Source organism: Shewanella sp. SM95 (genome assembly GCF_025653595.1).
Lineage (GTDB): Bacteria > Pseudomonadota > Gammaproteobacteria > Enterobacterales > Shewanellaceae > Shewanella > Shewanella oncorhynchi.
In genome coordinates, this window is sequence record NZ_JAKKSE010000008.1 from 121,436 (window position 1) to 143,084 (window position 21,649).

The window sequence follows — 21,649 nt, forward strand, 5'->3', positions numbered from 1 at the left end:
CAAAGGTATCGCCATATCAAAAATCACCACTGAGCTAATGTCAATTGAGTAATGTGATAGTGGAATATTTAGGAAATTGGAGCGACATATCGGGTTCGAACCGATGACCTATACCTTGGCAAGGTATCGCTCTACCAACTGAGCTAATGTCGCATAATCTATACTAATGATTTGGTAAATCACTAAGTTTTAATTTGGAGCGACATATCGGGTTCGAACCGATGACCTATACCTTGGCAAGGTATCGCTCTACCAACTGAGCTAATGTCGCATAATTATCGCTGTCACATCAGCCTTCAACATTCAAAAAGGTATCGTCTATCAACCTTTATCAACTGAGCTAATGTCGCATAATCTGTATTAATGATTTGGTAAATCACTAAGTTTTAATTTGGAGCGACATATCGGGTTCGAACCGATGACCTATACCTTGGCAAGGTATCGCTCTACCAACTGAGCTAATGTCGCATAATCTGTATTAATGATTTGGCAAATCACTAAATTTTAATTTGGAGCGACATATCGGGTTCGAACCGATGACCTATACCTTGGCAAGGTATCGCTCTACCAACTGAGCTAATGTCGCCTTTCGTATTGCTGCTACATTTGCCTTCAACATTAACAAAGGTATCGCCTTTAACCTTTATCAACTGAGCTAATGTCGCATTCAATCTAAATGACCGCACATCTCTGTTCGCATCAAAAAGTTGAGGCCGCATTATATGAAAAATTCATGCGGCTGCAACCCCTTCTTGCATATTTATCTACTGATCGGTCAAATTTTAAATACTTTGCTGCGATAATACTGCAATTCAGCGATCGACTCTTGGATATCCTGCAGTGCTTGGTGAGTGTTTTGCTTCTTAAAGCCCGCCATAGTTTCTGGGCTCCAACGCTTCACTAGCTCTTTAATCGTACTGACATCCACATTGCGGTAGTGGAAATAATCTTCCAGCTCGCGCATATAACGATTTAAAAAGCGTCTATCTTGGCCAATACTGTTACCACACATTGGAGAGGCGCCCTTAGGAACATACTGTTCTAAGAAGGCAATCGTCTTGGCCACGGCTTGCGCTTCGGTTTCTTGGCTAGCACGCACGCGATCAATCAACCCAGACTCACCATGGTGCTTTTGATTCCAATCATCCATAGCGGCCAGCACATCATCTGACTGATGAATCGCGATAACCGGACCTTGACCGATAATATTGAGTTCTTGATCTGTCACTAAAGTGGCAATTTCAATGATCCTGTCGACGTCGGGCTCTAACCCTGTCATTTCCAAATCGATCCAAATGAGATTATGTACATCTGCCGTCATAAATCAGCCTTATCGTGTCAGTTAGCCTAAATTCAGGCTTTTTTATTCAAGAGTGTGTATCATACTGCTTTTTTCCAACACAAAAAATCACCTAATTGACGAAGACGAATCAGTGAGTAAAAAGAAACCCCTAAGCCAAGGTCAATTACGCCGTATGCGCGCTAATCACGAGAAGCGACTCAATCGTGACAGTGGCGATAAAAATACGCCAGAGTTACAGGATAGTTCATTGGGGCAAGAACAGCCCGGTACTGTGATTTCACGTTTTGGCCAACATGCCGACATAGAAACTGAAAGCGGCCAAATTGTGCGCTGTAATATTCGCCGTGCCGTCACCAGTTTAGTGACTGGCGATAAAGTGATCGTACGCTTAGCCATTGAGAGCCAAGCCAATAGCGGTATCGCAGGTATTGTTGAAGCCGTTCATCCACGTCGCTCATCACTTACACGCCCAGATTTATACGATGGCGTGAAAATTATCGCCTCGAATATCGACCAGATTTTGATTGTCTCCTCGGTATTACCCAGCTTTACCACCCAGATCATCGACCGTTATTTAGTGGCTGCCGAAGATACCGATATTCCGCCTATCATCATTTTGAATAAAATTGACTTGCTCAATCCCGATGAAGCGCAGGCAATTGACGAAGCGCTACAGCGCTACAAAGACATTGGCTATCCGGTTTATAAAGTCAGCAGCAAGCTTGGCGATGGTATCGACACCATCAAAGGCATACTCAAAGATAAAGTCAGCGTGTTTGCCGGCCAATCTGGTGTGGGTAAATCATCGATCATCAATGCATTACTACCCGATGCAGAGCTTATTATCGGCGATGTTTCCGATAACTCAGGTTTAGGTCAACACACTACTACCACAGCTAAACTGTTGCACTTGCCTAGTGGCGGCGATTTGATTGACTCCCCGGGCGTGCGCGAATTCGCCCTATGGCATCTTCCTGCACAACGTGTCGGCTGGTGCTTTATCGAGTTTCGCGAGTATCTTGGCGCGTGTAAATTCCGCGATTGTAAACACGGTGACGATCCTGGCTGTGCACTGCAAGAAGCCCTGAGCCAAGGTAAGATCAGTGCAGATCGCTTTAATAACTACCATAAAATTATCGCCAGCTTAGATGAACAACGTCATGCCCGCCATTTCCGCGCGGCCACTGAAGAATAACAAATTATTGATAAATAACAACAATCTCAGCAAAGATTAAGCAGTAAGAAAAGGAATTGAAATTGGATAAAGTCAAAATAGCGCTGCAGTACATGCTGCCAAAACACTTGTTATCTCGTTTAGTGGGTAAACTCGCTGCAGCCGAAGCTGGCGCGTTAACCACGGCCGCCATCAAGTGGTTTATCAAACAATATAAAATCGACATGAGCGAAGCGGCGCAGAGTGAGCCTGAAGCTTATAAAAGCTTTAATGCTTTTTTTACCCGCGCCCTTAAACCCGGTATTCGTCCGTTAGATATGGACGCCGATATCATGGTGCATCCCGTCGATGGTGCGGTAAGTCAGTTAGGCCCAATCAAAAACGGTCGCATCTTCCAAGCTAAGGGTCATCACTATTCATCGTTAACCCTGCTTGGCGATCAAGCCGAAGATGCTAAACGCTTCGAAGGCGGTGATTTTGCGACTATCTATCTGGCGCCTAAAGACTATCACCGTATCCACATGCCGATTAAAGGCACGTTATCAAAAATGACCTATGTACCTGGCGAACTGTTTTCGGTGAATCCGTTAACGGCGAGACACGTACCCGGTCTATTTGCCCGTAACGAACGCGTTGTGGCGATTTTTGAAACCGAATTAGGTCCACTGGCTATGGTGTTAGTTGGCGCAACGATTGTTGCCAGTATTGAAACCGTCTGGGCAGGCACAGTCACGCCGCCGACAGGTAAGCAAGTCTTCACTTGGGAATATCCAACCCAAGGCCCAGATGCCATCACCTTAGACAAAGGTGAGGAAATGGGTCGCTTCAAGTTAGGCAGTACTGTAGTGATGTTGTTTGCTAAAGATGCTATCGCAACATTTGCTGAAGGTGTTGAAGCCGAAGCAGTAACGCGTATGGGACAAGCCTTCGCTAACCTGAAAGACGTTAAGCAAGCGGATTAAGCTTTCTTGAGTTCTGCTAAACCTTCGGGATTAATTGAATTGCATCTGGCTGTGCTGCTATTTGGCGGCACAGCTTTGTTTTCTAAATTAATCCCGCTCAGCGCCCTCGACATCACCTTCCTACGCTGTATCGTCGCAGCCACAGTGTTAGGTTTGCTAGTCAAATTCAGCCGCAAACGTTTAACGCTGGCAAGCAAACAAGATTATCTAGTCGCAATCGGGCTTGGGGTTATCGTAAGTCTGCATTGGGTGACCTATTTTGCGGCCATGCAATTATCGTCGGTCGCCATTGGCATGATTGCGTTTTTCACCTATCCGGTGATGACAGTGATTGCCGAGCCGTTACTGACAGGTAATAAGATAAAATTACACGATATGATCAGCGGTGTATTAGTGCTGATTGGGGTGATATTACTGATCCCTGAGGCCAATTTAGGTAACGACACTACGCTGGGCATTGCCATCGGCATAGTATCCGCCATCTTGTTCACCACCCGTAACTTATTGCACAAACGCTACTTTTCCCAGTACAGCGGCCCCCATGCCATGTTCTATCAAACTTTGGTCGCCGTGGTGTTCTTGATGCCGTGGCACCAAACGGAACTGGGCAGTATCTCATTAGAAGTGTGGGGATTAATTATTTTACTCGGCGTCGTCTTTACCGCAGCGCCACATGCGCTATTTACTTCTGCGCTGAGGCAACTCAGCGCCAAAACGGTTGGGCTAGTCTCTTGCTTACAGCCCTTTTATGGTGCCATGTTAGCGCTGATCATTTTAGGTGAAGAGCTCAATCTCAACACCTTAATTGGTGGCACTATCATAGTCGCAACCGCCATCTTCGAAACCCATCAATCGCACCAGTCACAGCGGCGAAAAAAGAACGCCTGAAACATACCAATCTCAACGCAATTTGGCTAATATGGAGCGTCTTTCGCCCCTAAATGTCTTTAGCCTATATGCCACGTATTTTATTGTTCATTATTGCTTTTTTCACATTTTCCGCACTTGCCAATTCGCCTTTGCAGTTGGATAAACGTCTTGGCATGAACAAGCAAGATCAGCAACAAAATCTCAGCATTGACGAACAAATTAACGAACTAAAAATTAACATAGAAAAACTCGCCGCCAACGCAGCCAGTTTCCAACAAGCGCAGATTGATTTTGAACAACATAAGAAGCGCACTAACCAAGCGCTGAAAGACGCCTATAAGCCTTTATCACTGGAAAAAGGTACTGACCTCAGCCAGCAGGCTTCCATGGCCTATATTCGCTTGTCTGAACTTAAAGAAAGCGAATCCGCCCTTGGTCGACAAGTTAACGATTTATTGCTACGTCACAATGACTTACCTACCGTTATCGCCAGCGCGAGGCAAACTGTCGCCCAAAACAAAAAAGCAGAATTCGCCCCGCTAGATACCCCAACGGGAGAGTTACAGCAAACTCAACGACTTTTCTTTGAACAAAGCCTTGCCACCGATGAAGCAGAACTTGCCAGCAGCCAAAAACGCATTGAACTGACGCAATTACAATTACAACTAGTCCGCCAACAACTGGTGCAGCAAGAAGCCTTGATCGAAACCATCAACAAGGCAATCAATAAACAACGTCAGCAACAAACGGATGCTACCCTAGCCAAAAACTTAGTTAATACCGAAAAAGTCATCGATCCTATCACCCGTAATATTGCCGACACCAACCAGATTTACGGCCAAAAGCTGCAAACGTTAACTCTGCAGATCAATAATGTGGTCGAACAGCAGGAACAGGCTGAAACCCAATATCAATCCCAAGCCAAACAACTGGCAAACATCCAAGAGCAGATCACTTGGGTCAAAATGAACTCCGCCTTTGGTGAGCGCTTTTTGCAGATGTTGCAATCACTGCCTAAACCACCGAATCACGAAAAACTGCAAACGCTGATCGCCGATGCGCGCTTAGACAGATACCATTTAGAGCAGCAACAAGCCCTCAATGAGCAAGAATTAGAACAACCCGGCTTATACAATGAGCAGCAGATTAAGCTCTTACACTCGCAACAGAGTTTGATCTCGCAGTTGATGCAAAGCTATGACCAATACTTAAGTGAATTAGGCAAGCTGAAGGTCAATTACCAACAACTGAGTCAACAGAATCTCACCCTCAAAAATACCCTTAACGAACATTTATTCTGGGTGCCTAACGCTGCAAGTATCAGTAAGTTATGGCTTACGGATCTTGAGCGCAGCACGGTTTGGCTTGTGCAACAAGCACAGTGGGATGAACTGGGAAAAGCCTGGGATGAACAAAACGATTATTGGTCTTGGTGGATCATATTGCTGGTACTGTGTTTAGTCGTACAAGACTTGATCACTCCTAAATTCAATCGCTTGCTAAATCATTACACTACTTATGTGGGCAATGTGACCCAAGATAAATTCATTTACACTCTCAAAGCGCTCGCCTGCAGTATCAGCTATGCGTTGATAAAACCTTTCCCAGTGATCATGGCGGGATTGATTTTCTATCATTCCGATCGCAATTTTGTGCAAGCAGTGGGTATGGGCATACTGGCGATTGGTTTAGTGTATCTCTTATATCGCTTCATCTTTATTCTGACGCTCGACAAAGGCGTACTCGTGGGCCATTTCAAACGCCCCTCGAAACTCATTCAAGCGGGACAATCACGGCTCAGACACTTTGTGCTGATTGCTAGTCCATTATTGGGCTTAATGGGCTTTACCGAAGTGCTCGACACATCACTGGTGCGCAACAGCATAGGCCGTGGTGCCTTTATTGTTTTCTGTATCGTTTTATTCTTGTTATACAAAGACATCTTAATTCTTAGCCGTAAAAACTCGGATGCCAAGAAAGACGGTAAAAACAAAAAACTCATTCAGAAAATGCTCTGGACCTTACTGATTTCTGTGCCGCTTTTAAGCGCAGTGTTAGCCTTTAGGGGTTACTACTTCACCGCTTTCCAAATGCTGTTACAACTGCAATTATCGATCGTGCTGGGTCTGGGTTTCTTGCTCTTATACCAATTGATCAAACGATGGATGTTAATCGAACGCCGCCGTATCGCCTTCGATCGCGCGAAGGCAAAACGTGCCGAACGCTTAGCACAAAGGGAAAAAGGCGAAACGCATCACCCTTCCGTCGATGGACTCGATACCTACGAAGAACCCGTAGTCGATCTCGAAACCATTTCGAGCCAATCCCTTGGCCTAGTGCGTTCACTCTTGTTATTGGCCTTTTTAGCCAGTTTGATTGGTCTGTGGACTCAAACCCATACGGCGCTGTTTTCCTTCCTCGATGGCATTACGCTGTGGACGACCAATACCAGTGTGAATGGCTTAGAGCAACAATTGCCCATTACCATGAAATCACTGATGTTTGGGCTGATAGTGGTGGGTTTCTCGTTAATGATTGCCACCAATTTACCCGGCCTACTTGAGCTAATGATCCTGCAAAGGCTTGATCTCTCGCCCGGAACGGGTTTTGCGATCACAACCGTCAGTCGTTATCTGGTGGTTTTCCTCGGCCTATTAATCGGCTTCTCTAATCTCGGGATGGAATGGTCTAAGTTGCAATGGCTGATTGCCGCACTGTCTCTCGGTTTAGGTTTTGGTTTGCAAGAAATTTTCGCCAACTTTATCTCAGGTTTGATCATTTTGTTTGAGAAACCCGTGCGGATTGGCGACACAGTGACAATTCGTGATTTAACAGGGACAGTCAGTAAAATCCAAATTCGGGCGACAACGATTATTGACTGGGATAGAAAGGAAATTATCATCCCGAACAAGGCCTTTATCACAGAGCAGCTGATCAACTGGTCCTTGTCAGATCCTATTACTCGGGTCATTGTTTATGTGTCGGTGGCGCGGGATTCAGACCCTGCCAAAGTTGAAGCGACCCTGTATCAAGCGGTGCAAGAGTGTGAAGATGCACTTGCCAGCCCAGAACCTGAAGTCTGGTTTGCCGGCTTTGGTAAACATACCCAAGATTATGAAGTGCGCGCCTATGCAAAAGATATGTCGGCACGCTGGCCACTGCGCCATGATTTACATAAACGAGTGACTAAAAAACTCAAAGAAAACAATCTCGAACTCGCCTACCCGCAGATGGAAATCCATATTAAGAATGGTCAAAATCGCGAGCAACAAGGCATTATTAGAAGCTAATAGGATCGCAGACCATGCTTATTTTTGCTCACCGCGGCGCCAGCGGTTATCAGGCCGAAAATACCTTAGCCGCCATGGCTAAAGCGTTAGAATTGGGTGCACAAGCCGTCGAACTCGATGTACATAATGTCGAAGGTGAGTTAGTCGTGTTTCACGACAGACGACTCGATAATAAAAGCTCGGGCACGGGCGTCATTCACTTAGTGAACAAGGACTACCTAGCAAGCATCAATGTGAAAGGTGAATCCATTCCGACGCTATGGCAAGTACTTGAGCTGATTGCGGGGCGCTGCATAGTCAATATAGAGTTAAAAGGCATTAATACCGTCACGCCGTTAATCGACTTATACCCAAAGGCTATGAGTCAGCTTGGGTTTACGAAGGAGCAGTTACTGATCTCTTCCTTTAATCACCCCTATCTGCATGAACTTAAACAGGTGTTGCCGGATGCGTTAGTCGCACCACTGCTTGCCAGTATTCCACTCGATGGGGCTGGCGTGGTAAGCGAACTGAATGCCTATTCATTGCATTTAGATGTGAGTTTTATCAGCCAAGCGCTAGTAGACGACGCCCATAACCGAGGTGCCAAGGTTTATGTTTATACTGTCGATCATATTGATGATATTCATGCGCTTAAGCAGATAGGCGTCGATGGCGTGTTCAGCAATTACCCCGATCGCGCCATGCAAGCCTTAACCCAAAAGGCAATGGCCAATTACTCTGGCTACTTTGAGTAACGGCCAAAATAATAACGCTATTAAGCTTGGCTATTTCGCTGAGCCCAATAACCGATAAAAATAAACATGGCCACAATTAACAGAAACATCCAATGGGATGGCATAGCCACTATGTGTCTTGCCACCCAAGGCGTGGCTTTCACGATCAATAGGCCATAGCCAAAGGCATTCACAATAATAAAAACAAATGTCCGCAGCACAAAAGAATGCCCCAACAAATGACGCCTTAAGATACGATTGACATCCGCTGAAAAAACCAAAATAAGACATACCACCATAGCGGTAGCAATATCGAAGGCCCAAGGGCGAAGCATATTACCTAACTGGGCAATAATGGCGACTAATTGATCAAACATAGACTTAACCTAAAAAGATGCAGCGCAATCCATCAGCGTGGCCGCGACAGCGTATTGAAAAATAACAATAACCAAGCATAAAGGGAGACGCCATGGGGCACAAGTTACTCTTGCTAACAAAGGCAAATCAACAGTACCGCGACTTGATTGAAGCGCAGAGTCTCCCAGATTTAACGTTACTCGATGATAATCCAGCGGGCATAATTGATGCAGATATTTGGTTAGCCGAACCTAAACTCGCCGCGCCCCTATTACCCCATGCTAAAAATCTGCAATGGTTACAATCAAGCTTTGCTGGCATAGATGCCCTGATGAGTCCAAGGGGCAGAAAAGACTATCAACTTACCAATATTAAAGGCATTTTCGGCCCGCTGATGAGTGAGTATCTATTTGGCTATTTACTCGCGCATATCCGCGGCCATCGTTTTTATCGCCAGCAACAAGGACAAAAACAGTGGCTGATTCAACCCCAGCAGCGCCATTCAAGCCTACAGGGAATGCGATTACTCTTACTCGGTACAGGCTCAATTGCCCAGCATTTAGCGAAAACGGCAAAACACTTTGGCATGCATGTCACAGGGATCAATCGAAGTGGTAATACCATTGAAGGTTTTGATGCCATTGAAGCGATGGCCAATTTAGGCCAAGTGTTAACACAGGCCGATGTGGTTGCAAATCTACTGCCAAGCACTCCTGCAACGCATAATCTTCTCAATGCTGACATGTTAGCTATGTTAAAAACTGATGCAGTGCTGTTTAATGTTGGCCGCGGTGATGCACTCGATCTCGATGCACTCAATATCCAACTTATCGCTAATCCTAGTCAGCAAGCGATCCTCGATGTATTTGCTCGGGAACCTTTGCCCAATAGCCATCCTATTTGGGAACGGGAAAATGCCGTGATCACGCCGCATATTTCGGCGCCAAGCCATCCTGCACAAATCGTCGATATCTTTAGCCAAAACTATCGCCGCTACATCATGGGTGAGCCACTGCAGAATCGAGTCGACTTTAGTAAAGGTTATTAGATCAAAGATAAGAAATTGAGTTAGAAATCAGTAAAAGAAAAGGCAATAATCAGACTATTGCCTTTTTATCTTAAATTTTAGGCAGTTAAACCCTAAAACTGCGCTTTAAGAATTGATCGACCAATACCGAGTGAGAATCCATCTCGCGGGTCACTTCGTCATTCAAGCCGACCATTTCACTGCCGAGTTGATGACTAGAATGGGTAAATTGCGACACATTCACCACGCTGCGATTCATCTCATTTGCCACACTCGATTGCTCTTCAACCGCGCTGGCAATATGGTGCGTCATATCGGTAATGGTCGAAATAGCCTCACGAATCGTACGTAATGCCGTACCCGCTAAATCCGCCGTTGAAATACATTCGGAAGCGGCAACCACTCCTTGCTGCATACTGATAACAGCTTTATTCGTCCCCTGCTGCAACAGATTAATCATACTGTGGATTTCTTTGGTGGCATCGTGAGTACGTTGTGCCAGCGCCCGTACTTCGTCAGCAACGACAGCGAAGCCACGACCTTGCTCACCCGCTCTAGCCGCTTCAATTGCTGCATTCAATGCCAGTAAATTCGTCTGCCCCGCAATACTCTGAATCACATCGAGCACAGTGCCAATATCTTTACTATGGGCTTCTAACTCAGTAATCACTTTTGACGTTTGTTGCAGTTGCTCCGCCATCGCTTGAATCGAGCGAATAGTACTCGACACCGTTTTATCACCATTGATAGTTTCAGCGGATGCCATTTGTGTGGCACTCGCCGCATCGGCACAATTGGAGGACATATCGCCTAATGTGGCGGTCATTTCCTGCATCGCTGTAGCAACTTGTTCTATTTCAGATAGTTGAGCCTGACTGGTGCTCTGGATTTGTTTGCCCTTGGCGGCAGATATTTTGGCCTGTTCTGACACGTTATAACAGGAATCCGATGCACGCCCAAGAATCGACTTAAGTTCTGAATTTTGCATTTGCAGTGCTAAATCAATCGCGCCAAGATCGTCACAGTTACCACTATAGATATGGGCCATCAGCGGATTATCGTAGATATGCTTCGCCTTAGTCACTAAAGCATAGTAACGACTCAGCACCAGATTACCGCCCACCAGCAATACTAGGAGACTTATCGCTAGGGCAATAAAGCCCATTAAGCCAATTTGCAGAGCAAGGTAAAGCATGGGTAGCATGGCAACCAATGCGAGTAACAGCAATTTAACTGGCATATCCAAGGTACGTTTTAACGCACTGACGCTGCCCTTTTTGTTCAACTCTGCATAGGCTATTTCTGCACGCTTAACCTGATCGCGTGTGGGTTTAGTGCGTACAGATTGAAATTCGACGACTTTGCCATTAACTGAAATCGGTGAGACATAGGCATCGACCCAATAGTGATCGCCATTGGCGCAGCGGTTTTTCACTATCCCTTTCCAAGGCTCGCCTTTTTTGATACATCGCCACAGATCTTCAAACGCTTGCGGAGGCATATCTGGATGACGCACCATGTTGTGGGGCTTGCCTAGCATGGCATCGAGGTCGTAACCGGCAACGGTACAGAAAGATTGATTGGCGTAAGTGATATGACTTTGAGTATCCGTGGTCGACAATAAAATCCAATCCGCTGGATAATCATATTCTCGCTGTGTAACTGGTAGATTAGTTCTCATGAAACCTTATGGATCTTTGATTAATTCTTCGTTATTCATCCATGAGTTATCCATCCGTGAGGCATCATCACCCTGACTCTGTATTCCTAAACCTACTTCTAAAACTGCCTAGCTTTTTAGTGCTAAAACACACCTAGCATAGACGATAAAACGTGCGCCATGTAACAAAAGCGTTAAAGTATGAAAATCACCCAAAAACATGATTGCATTTGATAAGCGTTTTCATTTAGAATTAGCGCAATTCGATTGGAGACTAATATATGTACGTTTGTCTTTGCCATGCGATCACTGATACGCAAATTAAAAACGCAGTAAGCCAGGGCGATAGCTCGCTTGCTGACGTAAAAAAGCGCTTAGGTGTTGCCGATCAATGTGGTAAATGCGCCAGAATGGCGGTGCAGATCATTCAAAATCAACTAGAACTTGAGCCTAATTATTACGAAGTCGCGTAAATTGAATCGCGAATAGAGTGGTAAAGGGTAATTCACTCACGAACAAACTTCCGACAAGCTAAAACCACGCTGACTCAAGCAAACTTAATCCCAAAATCCAGCGGCAACAAAGTCTTCTATCTGTCATTTCGTCTTAAATAATCTTGCCAGCCTAATCTTTAGATATGATGTTTTAATGACAAGCCCCACTGAACTCCAAGCTCGAAAGCCGCGAATAATTCAATGGGGTTACAGATCCAACTTCCGAGTCAAGCCTACTTACGTTTCAACAAATAGGCCGCTTCATTAAGCCAAGGCACTGCTTTCTTAATAAAACGTGGATTGTCGGCCAACACATCTTGCGACGCTAATACTTCAATATCAAAATCCTCACTCAGATGCTGATCTACCCAAGTAGGGGATACAGCAAAAGGCGGGCCGATAAGGGATTCTTGCGGATAATCTAAAGTCACTAATAAACCGACACTACCGCTAGGTAATAAGCTCGCTAACTGCTTGGCATATTGTGCACGCATGCTCTCTGGCCAAGCGATCAACGCGGCGCGATCGTAAAAAGCCGTCACCGCTTGGGTGATAGTCTTAGGTAGGGTGAAAATATCGCCTTGATACAAGCTGATCTGTTCGGTTTGATAATGCTGGTGTTCACCCACGGCCGTTTGCGTCATCTCGAGTTGGTTATCGCTAAAAAATTGCTGTACAGCCAATTCATTCAACTCACACCCTATGACCTGATGCCCCTGTTCTGCGAGGAAACACATGTCTAGCGACTTACCACATAAGGGCACAAAAACCTTGGTATCTGCGGGTAATGCAAGCTGCTGCCAATACTTAACGAGGAAAGGATTGATGTCTTGCTGATGAAAACCTATCTGTTGCTGCTGCCACTTTTCATGCCAAAAACCGGGTTCCATGGGTTTATCTCTATTCGCTAATATTGTCCTTACTCTAATGACATTTTAAAGTAGATGCAAAGCCTCCTGCCATTCGGCAAACTCAGCAATGTAAAGACTCACTTACTGATCTAACGTGGCTTGCACTTTACGCAGCCAAACACAGTTATCGCATTGGCATTGACGGCGTGATAAATGATGTGGGCTTAAAGATGAGTCGATAAAGTCCACGGCGATCAACAACTGCTGTTTTAACTCGGCAATCGATTTTTCGTTCACGGCCACCAGCTCGTCATTCTGGTTCATCCAGATACATTCCATGCCCTGATGACACGTTAAACATTGCTCGTCTCTATCATTAAAAAATACCGCATGCGGGCAATGAGTCACTTCCATTGACTGTAAAATACGCTTACGCGGATATTCCAAAAGTTCGATCAACAAGGCCTTATATTGGGTGGGCATACGCCCTCCTTAGCTGCACTTTGTCTGTAGGTTAATTAACAAAAATTGATTCCATCTAATGCCCCAAAGATTACCTATAGTCGCGAGGATTTAATTTGATGTAAGTCAAAGTCAGTGACGAAATGATCGGTTAGGTAAGCCGCGCCTGACGCTGATCACTAATGCCGCTCTGAATCCTAAAATAAAGCCAGCCGCTATTTGATTATCTCCCCCGCTTACTGGTTAAATGAACAAAACAAGGAGCACAATTTGCAAACACCTCAGCTGCAGCATTTTTATATTTCTGAAGAGCAATCTATTTACTTGCTCAAAGCCAATGATGCCCGTAAACACAAGGCGTGGATCCGCCTCTGTAAACAACAGCTGAGCAAATTAGGTTATACCGATATCGAATTGGTCGGCAAAGGCGCCTACGGTTTCGTTTTTGCGGGTATCAATCAAGCGGGTGATGCCCATGTGTTTAAGTTTTCACGGATTAATTTGCCGCAACATATTCAAGATCGGCTCGAAGAAGAAGCCTTTATGCTCTCCTTACTCAAGCACCCCAATGTGCCGGGGGCGATCAAATTTGAGCGAGTAGGTAAACAGGGAATACTCGTGATGGAACGGGCAAAAGGGGAAGATCTCGACCAACTTTGCCGCCGCATGGGCGCCTTACCTACCGCTATGGTCATGAGCATCGCCCGCCAACTCGCCGATATCTTGTATTACCTGCGCACGGGCAAGCCTTTAGTGCACGGCGATATCAAACCTTCAAATCTGGTTTACGATATTGAACAACAACACTTATCGTTAATCGATTGGGGCTCAGCGGTATTTGCGCAGCGGGATGAACATAACAAACCCGTCGAAGACAATGTGATGGCGTTAATGTCTAGCGATCAACAACATACCAACGCCCGCATGGGTGATGTGTATTTTATCGGCGAAGAGCAACTCAATGGAGCACTCTCCAGCCCGCGCTTTGACGAGCAAGGAGTTGCCGCGACTCTGTATGCCCTCGCCTCTGGGCAAGCAAGCCGCTTCGGTGCACAAGTGATCTCGCCCACCAGCATTGGCTTACCGATAGAATTAGCCCGTACCTTAGAGGGCATGCTCAGCACAGATCCGCAGCAGCGTAATATCGCCGGCGATTATTTTTTAAAAAGTATGCGCCACAGCCACAGACTGCACTTACCTGAACTGCCCAAAGCTGATTTACAGGGTGAAATTCCTGTTTGGGTACAATCCCGCGACAAAGATGTTGAAACCGTCAGCTACAGTTCGCGTAAATCCTTTTTAAAGGAACACAACGCCCAAGATCCCATCGCTAAGATGGATGATATTCAGCTCGAAAAATATTACCGCAACTTCCTCGCGGGCATGGGCGATACCGAAAAAGGCTTTATCGCCGCAGTGGGTCGTTTAGCGCAATATCCGATCGTGGGTGGTCTGGCTATTCATTGGCAGGAAACCGGCGTGTTTATCGACTCCAATCTTGCGATTTACGATGCAAAACAAAAAAGTGCCTTGATCATAGCGGTCAACAATATGGTGGATCTCGCGCGGGGAATTAAACGTATAGGGGTGTTTAAGGCCTGTTTCTTTAACGCCAAAGACACACTGCATATCGAACGAGCTGACACCAGCGAGCCTTTTGTCGCCAGTGCCGCACTGCAGTTGCCCTTCGAAGTCGGTGACGTCCCCACCTTAGAAGATAAGTCGCGGTTACATTCTTATTTTGAAGACGGTAAAGATCCCGATGAGAACCTCGAATTACCCCATGAAATCATGGAAGAATTAGCCCGCATCAACCAAATTCACCACACAGGCTGCATCATTTTTGAGGCGCTGCCGAATCACTTAAAAATTCACAGTTACTTGAAACTGCTCAATCCGCGTAAGCAAGCGGCGTTTCGCGCGAGCCTCGATCGCATCTTGCATCATGTCGGAAAAATCCAAGGTCACGGCGTATCGGGCTTTATGAAACTGCCCTACAAAAACACCCGCCGCTTTACTCATCTAGAGCGTAAAGCCGATCACTTTTATCCGAAAAATCCAAAAGAAATAGGCGCCTAATAGCGCCTATGTTCATCGGATTAAATCGGTGATCCCGGTGGTAGGGTTAACGGCTTAGGAATAAGCTTAACCTTAGCATCGGTCAAACCCGCAGCCAGACCCTGTTGCAACCAAGTATAGTGCGCCGCAAGACTCACATTCGCTCGATTCGACTTCGCTTTCAATTGCTTAATCACAAACTGAGCGCGATCGTTGATCGCAGCCCTCACTTCTGGTGAGGTTTGAGGATCGTGCAGCGTTGCCAGCACTTCATCAATCACCACAGCGTTCACTCGCATCCATACGCCTTCGACCAGCGCGAGCTTATCCTCTTGATACAAGGTCGCCGCAAATAACTTATCCAATAATGTCGTCACCGATAACTGCTCACTATCTGCCATGGATGCTTGGCTGACACGATTCAAGCGTTTAGGCATCAATAGCAAGCTCACGGTATGACGGCTAAACACTTCAGCCATACCGAGAGGGTCGTTAATTGCACCTAGACCTGAATCGAAGGATTCCCGCGTGACATGATAATTCCCCGCCTTTGGCACTAAACTGTCGAGCAAGGTTTGCGGCACAGTTAAACTCGCCGCATCGAGTGTGTTAAGTAGCGCGTCTAAGCCCGTTAACTGCAACTGCGGCGCAATATAGCTCCAGCGGCTGCCTTCACCAATAGATTGATAGTTATAGTCAGTGCCGCCAATAAACTTAGCGACCGCATCGATTTGATAACGCGTCAGCAAATAAATTGGCGCAAAGGCATCGGCTAGCTCGCCCAGTGGCTCATTGGGTAACAAGGCCGCACTGGAGAAATCCGCAATCGCCTTAGTGCGAATTTTATTTAACTTACCCAGCTGATCGATCGGATCGTCACCACTATCCCACAAACTGGCATAGGCCTGACTCGCATCCTTTTGGCGGGAATCGGCCTCACCAATATAGCGTAAACCACGTTTAGCCACATCGGCCAGCAAGTCGACTTGCAGTGCTTGTTGGGTACGGGCATCACCTTGATCGCTATAACCATAGGCGATAGTAAAATCATCCCAAGGGCCAACACCTGTAGTGTAAGGTGCTGAAATATCAATATCATTGCCCTTCAACTGGATTTTCGGATGGGGATAATCCATCACAGAGGCATCCTGATTAGTCGAAGCGGCAAAGTTATGATCGAGCCCTAACGTATGGCCAACTTCATGGGCGGCCAGTTGGCGAATACGCGCCAGCGACAAGGCTGTCGCCGCTTTCTCGGCCGCCACTCTATCCTGCCAGCCAGCGGTTAAGCCTTTGGCAATCAAGTAATCCTGCCGCACACGCAAGCTGCCGAGCGTGACTTGACCCTTAATAATTTCACCGGTGCGAGGATCGGTCAGTGCGGCGCCATAGGACCAACCCCGCGTCGCCCTGTGCACCCATTGGATCATGTTGTAGCGAATATCCTGCGGATCGGCATCTACCGGCAATAACTCAACTTTAAAGCCGTTGATAAATCCGGCGCGAGTAAAAGCCGTCTCCCACCAGCGCGCGCCATCGAGCAACGCCGAACGTATCGGTTCTGGCACACCAGGATCGAGATAATAAGTAATAGGTTTAACGACTTCGCTTGGCGCTGGGCCAGGATGCACTTTCTGTAAACGGTGGCGCAGGATAAAACGCTGCACTAAAGGTTGGTCAAAGGGCATGGCATAATCGCGATACTCATCGGACAAATAACCGCTCATAGGATGATAAGCCCGCGGTTGGTAATCCGCATCGGGAAGCTCAACAAAGGAATAACGCATCCGCACCGACATTAAGGTGCCATCGGGTGTTACCTGTGCGACCTGCGCGCCAGCAACATCGCCTTTAAAGGTGAGTTGCACATCCACATCGGCGTTTTTCTCAAAGGATTTAATCCCTTTGGGTAAGATGACAGAACGGCTCAAATCGAGCTGATAATTGCCCTGCTCTGTTTGTTGCAATACGGAAGACACGCCGTGTAAATCATTGAGCACCAGATCGTTGATCGCTACCAAATCTGGCTTGCCCTCAATCACTTTGCCTTGCCATAACACAGAATCGGCAAAGGCTTCTTCAACCGCTCTTTGCTCGGCGGCATCAGAGGTATTCGCACGATATTGAGTATTGAGTTGCTTGAGTAAAACATAGGGACCTTGGCGCTCAAACTGCACCATACGGGTCTGACCCAGTTGGCCGCGATCGAGACCAATGTCGTTTGAGCCTACGCCCTGTGGCAGGCTAGTAACTAAGATAAAAGGTTGATTTAAACGATTGACCTCAAGATATAACTCTCCCTCAGACTCCTCGTAATAGAGATTAAGAAACCCTTTCGCCTCTTGGCCCTGCTTAATGATCTTGGCGCTAGGCGCCGCTGCCGCGACCGTAACGGTGGAAAATCCTAACAGCGTTATAAATAAGGCTAAGGCTACACTTTGGGGTTTCATCTTTCCTCCTGATTCGGCTGGCTGCGTTATTTACCTTATAAGTCATTGGCATCTTTGATAACTGCTTATCTCAAGCGATTGATTTAAAGTAAATAATGCGAGGCCATCACTGGCCCCGAGCAAATAAATTAACGATTCTGATGCTGGTTCTTGTGTTTGATCCAGTGATTTAATGTTTCAAATAATTCGTTGAGCACTATGGGTTTAGTGATGTGGGCATTCATCCCTGCTGCTAAACTCTTTTCCCTGTCGCCCGACATGGCATGGGCTGTCATGGCAATGATAGGCAGTTCATCGGCACTAAAACGCTCACGCAATGCCCTTGCGGCCGTTAACCCGTCCATCACTGGCATTTGAATATCCATCAACACGGCATCAAACGGCCGCGAGTCGATGGTATCCAGCGCCACTTGACCATTGTCGGCCAGCACCACTTCGTAGCCAGCGCTCTTAAGGAGCTCAGTGGCCACTTGCTGGTTGATAAAGTTATCCTCCACCAGCAGCACTAAACCTGTGTGCTCCCCTTCCTCAACTTGAACTTCAACCATAGGCTGAACCACATTCAATCTCGGTTCATCGGCAAAGGCGGCAATGATCTCATCGAACAGACTCGATGCCTTAAACGGTTTTTGCAGTACGGCAAACACATTGGCACTATCGACTTCATGCTGCAAGGGCTCTGCCGCATAGGCCGTCATCATGATAATCACAGGCCGTTTCGCTAAGCGGCCTTCGGCAACCATAGTATCTATGGCGCTGACCACATCGCTACCGTCCATTTCTGGCATCATCCAGTCGAGCAATAACAGATCGATTGGTGCCCGCGACAGTTTATAAAGCGCTTCTGCGCCGCTGGCGGCAGTATCGACGTCGAAGTGGAAATCTCGCATCAAGGTCGAATAGATTTGCAGTGCCGTCGGGTTATCGTCAACGACTAAGGTGCGTAGACTATTGAGTTTTTCCGGCACGACCAAAGGCTCAATCTTAGCGGCTTCGGCAATTTCAAAACTGATGGTAAAGCTAAAAGTACTACCGACCCCAAGCTCACTCTGCACTTGCATCTTGCCGCCCATCATAGACACCAGATGCTTACTGATCGACAAACCTAAGCCAGTGCCACCGTATTTACGAGTGGTCGAACCGTCGGCTTGGGCGAAGGCATCAAACAGCTTATCCTGTTGATCTTTACCTATGCCGATACCCGTATCGCGCACCCAGAACTTCAAGGTAATCCGATGATCCCGCTCGCCGACATCTTCACAGCCGAGCTCAATCTCGCCAGATTGGGTAAATTTCACCGCATTCGATAGCAAGTTAATCAGCACTTGGCCTAAGCGCAGCGGATCGCCCTTAAGAATGAGTCCCGCCGTCACGGGGGCATATAAGAGTAATTCGACGCCTTGTTCCTGTGCCTTGAGCGCATTGAGATCCAGAGCGTGATCGAGCACTTTATCCAGCGGGAACGGCACCCGCTCAAGCTCCAACTTACCCGCCTCAATTTTAGAGAAGTCGAGAATATCGTTGATGATCCTCAGCAGCGATTGCGCCGAGAAACCGGCTTTTTCGAGGTAATCTTTCTGCTGCGCCGTTAACGAAGTGCGCTGTGCCAACTGCAACATACCGATAATGGCATTCATCGGTGTGCGGATCTCATGGCTCATGTTGGCCAAGAATTCACTCTTGTAGAGGTTAGCGAGTTCGGCGTCTTGCTTGGCTTCAAGCAACGCCACTTCGTTACTCTTATGGCGGGTAATATCCTTATGGGTACCAAGCATACGTTTGGGCTGACCTTCGGCGGTGAACTCCACCACACGACCACGGGATAACACCCAGTGATAGCCGCCATTTTTACCTAACATACGGAATTCAATTTCGAAAGCACCGACGGGATCAGCAAGATACTGAGCACGGTATTCCTCGACGCGAATACGATCGTCGGGGTGGGATAATTCATCAATTGTCGATACTAAAGCGGGGAATTCATTGGTTTTATAACCCAACATAGAATAATAGGCTGGGTTACAAATGATCTGTTCAGAGTCTAAATACCAGTCCCACAGGCCATCTTCCACCGCATCCATAGCTAAGTGATAACGCTCTTCGGACAGGCGTAATTGTTCAGCGGATTCGTATTCCCGCGTCACATCACGCCACACGGCAATCAATCCCTGCAGTTCGCCGCGGCGATTGTAGAAAGGCAGCTTAAGGGTATCGAGCAGCACAGGTTTGCCCGCAAGCTCGACCTTTTCTTGGTAGCGCAGCGGCGTGCGATCTTTTAAGACTTGTTCGTCTTCGGCGCGGATACGTATGCCCATTTCAGGCGAGGTCAGATCCTCAGATGATAAACCTATCATCTCGCTCTCTGTGTAACCCAGCATGCGTTCAGCCGCCTTGTTACAACCTAAATAGTTGCCTTCTTTATCTTTAAAGACAATCGCTTCAGGAATCGAGTCAAGCAGGGATCGCAGTAGCGCATATTCGCGCTCACGCCGCTCTGTGGTGTCTTTTAAGCGTTCAGTACGCCGCGCCACTAGCTTATCGAGCCGCTTATTCTGCTCAGCCAGATGGTGGGTATATTGTTTGTTTTCCTCAAAGATCCGACTGACCAACAAGAACCAAGGCTCCCAGCCACGGGTGATTTTCTCCGGTGGCTTACGTGGCTCTTGGGAGCAGCCCTCAAGGTGCGACAGTAGTCGCGAGGCTGGACTCACAAAAGATCGACGCGTCTGCCAATGCACTATGGTCACCAACACCGACAGGGCGATAACCACTAAAATAAAGGTCAGCTGCAGTTTTTCCCACGAGTCTTGGAATAGGTCGTCTTCATCCTGCAAATACAGTAAACGCCAAGGCGCGTTATGCAGGGCAACCGAGTGAATGTAATAGCCGTTACGAATGATGCCGTCGTGGGCATCGAACAATTCCGACTCAGGTAAAGAATGCAGCTCAGAGGGAATACGTTGGCTGATGTGATAGACCCGATTGATATCTGAGCTATCAAAATCGCTGTGGGATAAAATATTGTTCTGTTGGTCGAGCAAAATCACTGTGCCCGGCATCTTAAAGTAAACCCGAATTTGCCGCGCTAACGAGGCAAGCGTCATGTCTAAGTTGATTGAGCCAATGAACTCATCATCCAAATAAATGGGCACACCTAAAGTGGTCAATAAGCCTTTGCCCGTGGAGTCAACATAGGCTTCACTCCAAAATACACTGCGCTGCGGATTCATTGCTGGGGTAGCGTATTGGAACTGTTTCTTGTTGAGTAATTCGTCCCTAAAACGTTGATCGTCATTCGACCAAGGGAAGTAGGACATGATCCTACGTTTCGACAGGTAATAAATCGCCGAGGCTTTCGGGGCGGCTTCTTTGGCGACGGGGAAGGACAGTGACAGCTCAAACAACATCTCAAGTTCTTGATAGAACTTGTCGTCGCGGCCGTCGAGGGAACCCGCACCAGTAATCCTCCCCATGTTGGTAAAAGGCTCACCGCTCTGGGCGTAGCTAGGTTCTAAGGTAAAATACTGGCCGCTTTCGTTGAATTTACCGTATTGGGGTAAGCGTTCTTTACGCACGAGTTCGCCCAAACGTAAATGATCCACAGCAACGTTGCGTAAGCTTTTTACCGCTCTAATGCTCGACTCAAGTAGCAGATCGATTTGCAATACATGGCGCTGAACCTGCTCTTCACGCTGCTCCATCTGCTGTGCTTTTTGGCGGTCGAAGAACATCCATGCGGTCAACAAAGACATGACGATAACGCCGATGTACGTATAAAAAACGGCACGGTTGTAGTTCTTCTGGATCGGCGATTTTAGTTGGAGATCCGGCTCACTCGATTTCATCCACTACCCTTGATTGCAGCGCTTAATTTCAGCCTACGGCGGCAAAAACTATGAGCTCCATATAGTAGCAGGAAGGAACTGCCAATCACATAAAATAATTGTCAGATAAAGCCTACTCATACCACTGATA

The 21,649-nt window shown here is 47.0% G+C and carries 15 protein-coding genes and 4 tRNA genes; 8 read left to right on the forward strand and 11 right to left on the reverse strand.

Going from position 1 to position 21,649, the window contains the following annotated elements:
- Positions 1–77: 77 nt before the first annotated feature.
- The 5 genes from L5M29_RS11145 to orn form a co-directional block, all read right to left on the reverse strand.
- A tRNA-Gly gene (locus tag L5M29_RS11145) sits at positions 78–153 on the reverse strand.
- A 42-nt stretch (positions 154–195) separates the two neighbouring features.
- Positions 196–271: transfer RNA gene (locus L5M29_RS11150), tRNA-Gly, on the reverse strand.
- 121 nt (positions 272–392) lie between these two features.
- A tRNA-Gly gene (locus L5M29_RS11155) sits at positions 393–468 on the reverse strand.
- A gap of 42 nt (positions 469–510) precedes the next feature.
- Positions 511–586: transfer RNA gene (locus L5M29_RS11160), tRNA-Gly, on the reverse strand.
- Between the two features lie 189 nt (positions 587–775).
- Positions 776–1,321 carry an oligoribonuclease gene (gene orn, locus L5M29_RS11165; RefSeq protein ID WP_263167852.1) on the reverse strand — a complete coding sequence of 182 codons (546 nt, stop codon included), beginning with the start codon at positions 1,319–1,321 and terminating at the stop codon, positions 776–778.
- Positions 1,322–1,433: 112 nt separating this feature from the next.
- Here orn and rsgA point away from each other — a divergent pair, with 112 nt between their 5' ends.
- The 5 genes from rsgA (at position 1,434) to L5M29_RS11190 (ending at position 8,336) form a co-directional block, all read left to right on the forward strand.
- Positions 1,434–2,498 carry a small ribosomal subunit biogenesis GTPase RsgA gene (gene rsgA, locus L5M29_RS11170; RefSeq protein ID WP_263167854.1) on the forward strand — a complete coding sequence of 355 codons (1,065 nt, stop codon included), beginning with the start codon at positions 1,434–1,436 and terminating at the stop codon, positions 2,496–2,498.
- A gap of 62 nt (positions 2,499–2,560) precedes the next feature.
- Positions 2,561–3,439: an archaetidylserine decarboxylase gene (asd, locus tag L5M29_RS11175; protein ID WP_028761759.1), complete on the forward strand. Its 879-nt coding sequence runs from the start codon at positions 2,561–2,563 to the stop codon at positions 3,437–3,439.
- Between the two features lie 6 nt (positions 3,440–3,445).
- Positions 3,446–4,327, forward strand: a complete 882-nt coding sequence (locus L5M29_RS11180; RefSeq protein ID WP_219251047.1) for a DMT family transporter — start codon at positions 3,446–3,448, stop codon at positions 4,325–4,327.
- Positions 4,328–4,395: 68 nt separating this feature from the next.
- Positions 4,396–7,599: a mechanosensitive ion channel domain-containing protein gene (locus tag L5M29_RS11185; RefSeq protein ID WP_263167881.1), complete on the forward strand. Its 3,204-nt coding sequence runs from the start codon at positions 4,396–4,398 to the stop codon at positions 7,597–7,599.
- 14 nt (positions 7,600–7,613) lie between these two features.
- Positions 7,614–8,336, forward strand: a complete 723-nt coding sequence (locus L5M29_RS11190; RefSeq protein WP_263167855.1) for a glycerophosphodiester phosphodiesterase — start codon at positions 7,614–7,616, stop codon at positions 8,334–8,336.
- A 20-nt stretch (positions 8,337–8,356) separates the two neighbouring features.
- Here the strand turns inward: L5M29_RS11190 and L5M29_RS11195 are convergent, their stop codons facing one another.
- Positions 8,357–8,692 carry a DUF3392 domain-containing protein gene (locus tag L5M29_RS11195; protein ID WP_113939153.1) on the reverse strand — a complete coding sequence of 112 codons (336 nt, stop codon included), beginning with the start codon at positions 8,690–8,692 and terminating at the stop codon, positions 8,357–8,359.
- A 92-nt stretch (positions 8,693–8,784) separates the two neighbouring features.
- Between L5M29_RS11195 and L5M29_RS11200 the strand changes: the two genes are divergently transcribed.
- The gene (locus L5M29_RS11200) at positions 8,785–9,720 is read left to right on the forward strand and encodes a D-2-hydroxyacid dehydrogenase (RefSeq protein WP_263167857.1); all 936 of its coding nucleotides are present in this window, start codon (positions 8,785–8,787) and stop codon (positions 9,718–9,720) included.
- Positions 9,721–9,805: 85 nt separating this feature from the next.
- Here the strand turns inward: L5M29_RS11200 and L5M29_RS11205 are convergent, their stop codons facing one another.
- On the reverse strand, positions 9,806–11,380 hold the full coding sequence (locus L5M29_RS11205) for a PAS domain-containing methyl-accepting chemotaxis protein (protein WP_263167858.1): 1,575 nt from the start codon (positions 11,378–11,380) through the stop codon (positions 9,806–9,808).
- Between the two features lie 260 nt (positions 11,381–11,640).
- On the opposite strand from L5M29_RS11205, the gene L5M29_RS11210 reads away from it, so the two are divergent.
- The gene (locus L5M29_RS11210; protein ID WP_076498521.1) at positions 11,641–11,832 is read left to right on the forward strand and encodes a bacterioferritin-associated ferredoxin; all 192 of its coding nucleotides are present in this window, start codon (positions 11,641–11,643) and stop codon (positions 11,830–11,832) included.
- A gap of 254 nt (positions 11,833–12,086) precedes the next feature.
- Here L5M29_RS11210 and L5M29_RS11215 read toward each other — a convergent pair whose 3' ends face one another.
- On the reverse strand, positions 12,087–12,743 hold the full coding sequence (locus L5M29_RS11215) for a thiopurine S-methyltransferase (protein ID WP_263167860.1): 657 nt from the start codon (positions 12,741–12,743) through the stop codon (positions 12,087–12,089).
- Between the two features lie 102 nt (positions 12,744–12,845).
- A complete protein-coding gene (locus L5M29_RS11220; protein ID WP_105250285.1) occupies positions 12,846–13,187 on the reverse strand; it encodes a hypothetical protein in 342 nt (113 codons plus the stop codon).
- Between the two features lie 249 nt (positions 13,188–13,436).
- Between L5M29_RS11220 and L5M29_RS11225 the strand changes: the two genes are divergently transcribed.
- Positions 13,437–15,245 carry a protein kinase domain-containing protein gene (locus tag L5M29_RS11225; RefSeq protein WP_105250286.1) on the forward strand — a complete coding sequence of 603 codons (1,809 nt, stop codon included), beginning with the start codon at positions 13,437–13,439 and terminating at the stop codon, positions 15,243–15,245.
- A 20-nt stretch (positions 15,246–15,265) separates the two neighbouring features.
- Here L5M29_RS11225 and L5M29_RS11230 read toward each other — a convergent pair whose 3' ends face one another.
- Both L5M29_RS11230 and L5M29_RS11235 read right to left on the reverse strand, forming a co-directional pair.
- Positions 15,266–17,674 carry a zinc-dependent metalloprotease gene (locus tag L5M29_RS11230; RefSeq protein WP_263167862.1) on the reverse strand — a complete coding sequence of 803 codons (2,409 nt, stop codon included), beginning with the start codon at positions 17,672–17,674 and terminating at the stop codon, positions 15,266–15,268.
- Positions 17,675–17,802: 128 nt separating this feature from the next.
- Positions 17,803–21,519 carry a response regulator gene (locus L5M29_RS11235; RefSeq protein ID WP_173496262.1) on the reverse strand — a complete coding sequence of 1,239 codons (3,717 nt, stop codon included), beginning with the start codon at positions 21,517–21,519 and terminating at the stop codon, positions 17,803–17,805.
- Positions 21,520–21,649 lie beyond the last annotated feature (130 nt).

Bases quoted from the DNA above. Each gene is read 5' to 3' on its own strand.
- orn (WP_263167852.1), bottom strand. From the start codon at position 1,321: ATGACGGCAGATGTACATAATCTCATTTGGATCGATTTGGAAATGACA.
- L5M29_RS11185 (WP_263167881.1), top strand. From the start codon at position 4,396: ATGCCACGTATTTTATTGTTCATTATTGCTTTTTTCACATTTTCCGCA.
- L5M29_RS11190 (WP_263167855.1), top strand. From the start codon at position 7,614: ATGCTTATTTTTGCTCACCGCGGCGCCAGCGGTTATCAGGCCGAAAAT.
- L5M29_RS11195 (WP_113939153.1), bottom strand. From the start codon at position 8,692: ATGTTTGATCAATTAGTCGCCATTATTGCCCAGTTAGGTAATATGCTT.
- L5M29_RS11200 (WP_263167857.1), top strand. From the start codon at position 8,785: ATGGGGCACAAGTTACTCTTGCTAACAAAGGCAAATCAACAGTACCGC.
- L5M29_RS11205 (WP_263167858.1), bottom strand. From the start codon at position 11,380: ATGAGAACTAATCTACCAGTTACACAGCGAGAATATGATTATCCAGCG.
- L5M29_RS11210 (WP_076498521.1), top strand. From the start codon at position 11,641: ATGTACGTTTGTCTTTGCCATGCGATCACTGATACGCAAATTAAAAAC.
- L5M29_RS11215 (WP_263167860.1), bottom strand. From the start codon at position 12,743: ATGGAACCCGGTTTTTGGCATGAAAAGTGGCAGCAGCAACAGATAGGT.
- L5M29_RS11220 (WP_105250285.1), bottom strand. From the start codon at position 13,187: ATGCCCACCCAATATAAGGCCTTGTTGATCGAACTTTTGGAATATCCG.
- L5M29_RS11230 (WP_263167862.1), bottom strand. From the start codon at position 17,674: ATGAAACCCCAAAGTGTAGCCTTAGCCTTATTTATAACGCTGTTAGGA.
- L5M29_RS11235 (WP_173496262.1), bottom strand. From the start codon at position 21,519: ATGAAATCGAGTGAGCCGGATCTCCAACTAAAATCGCCGATCCAGAAG.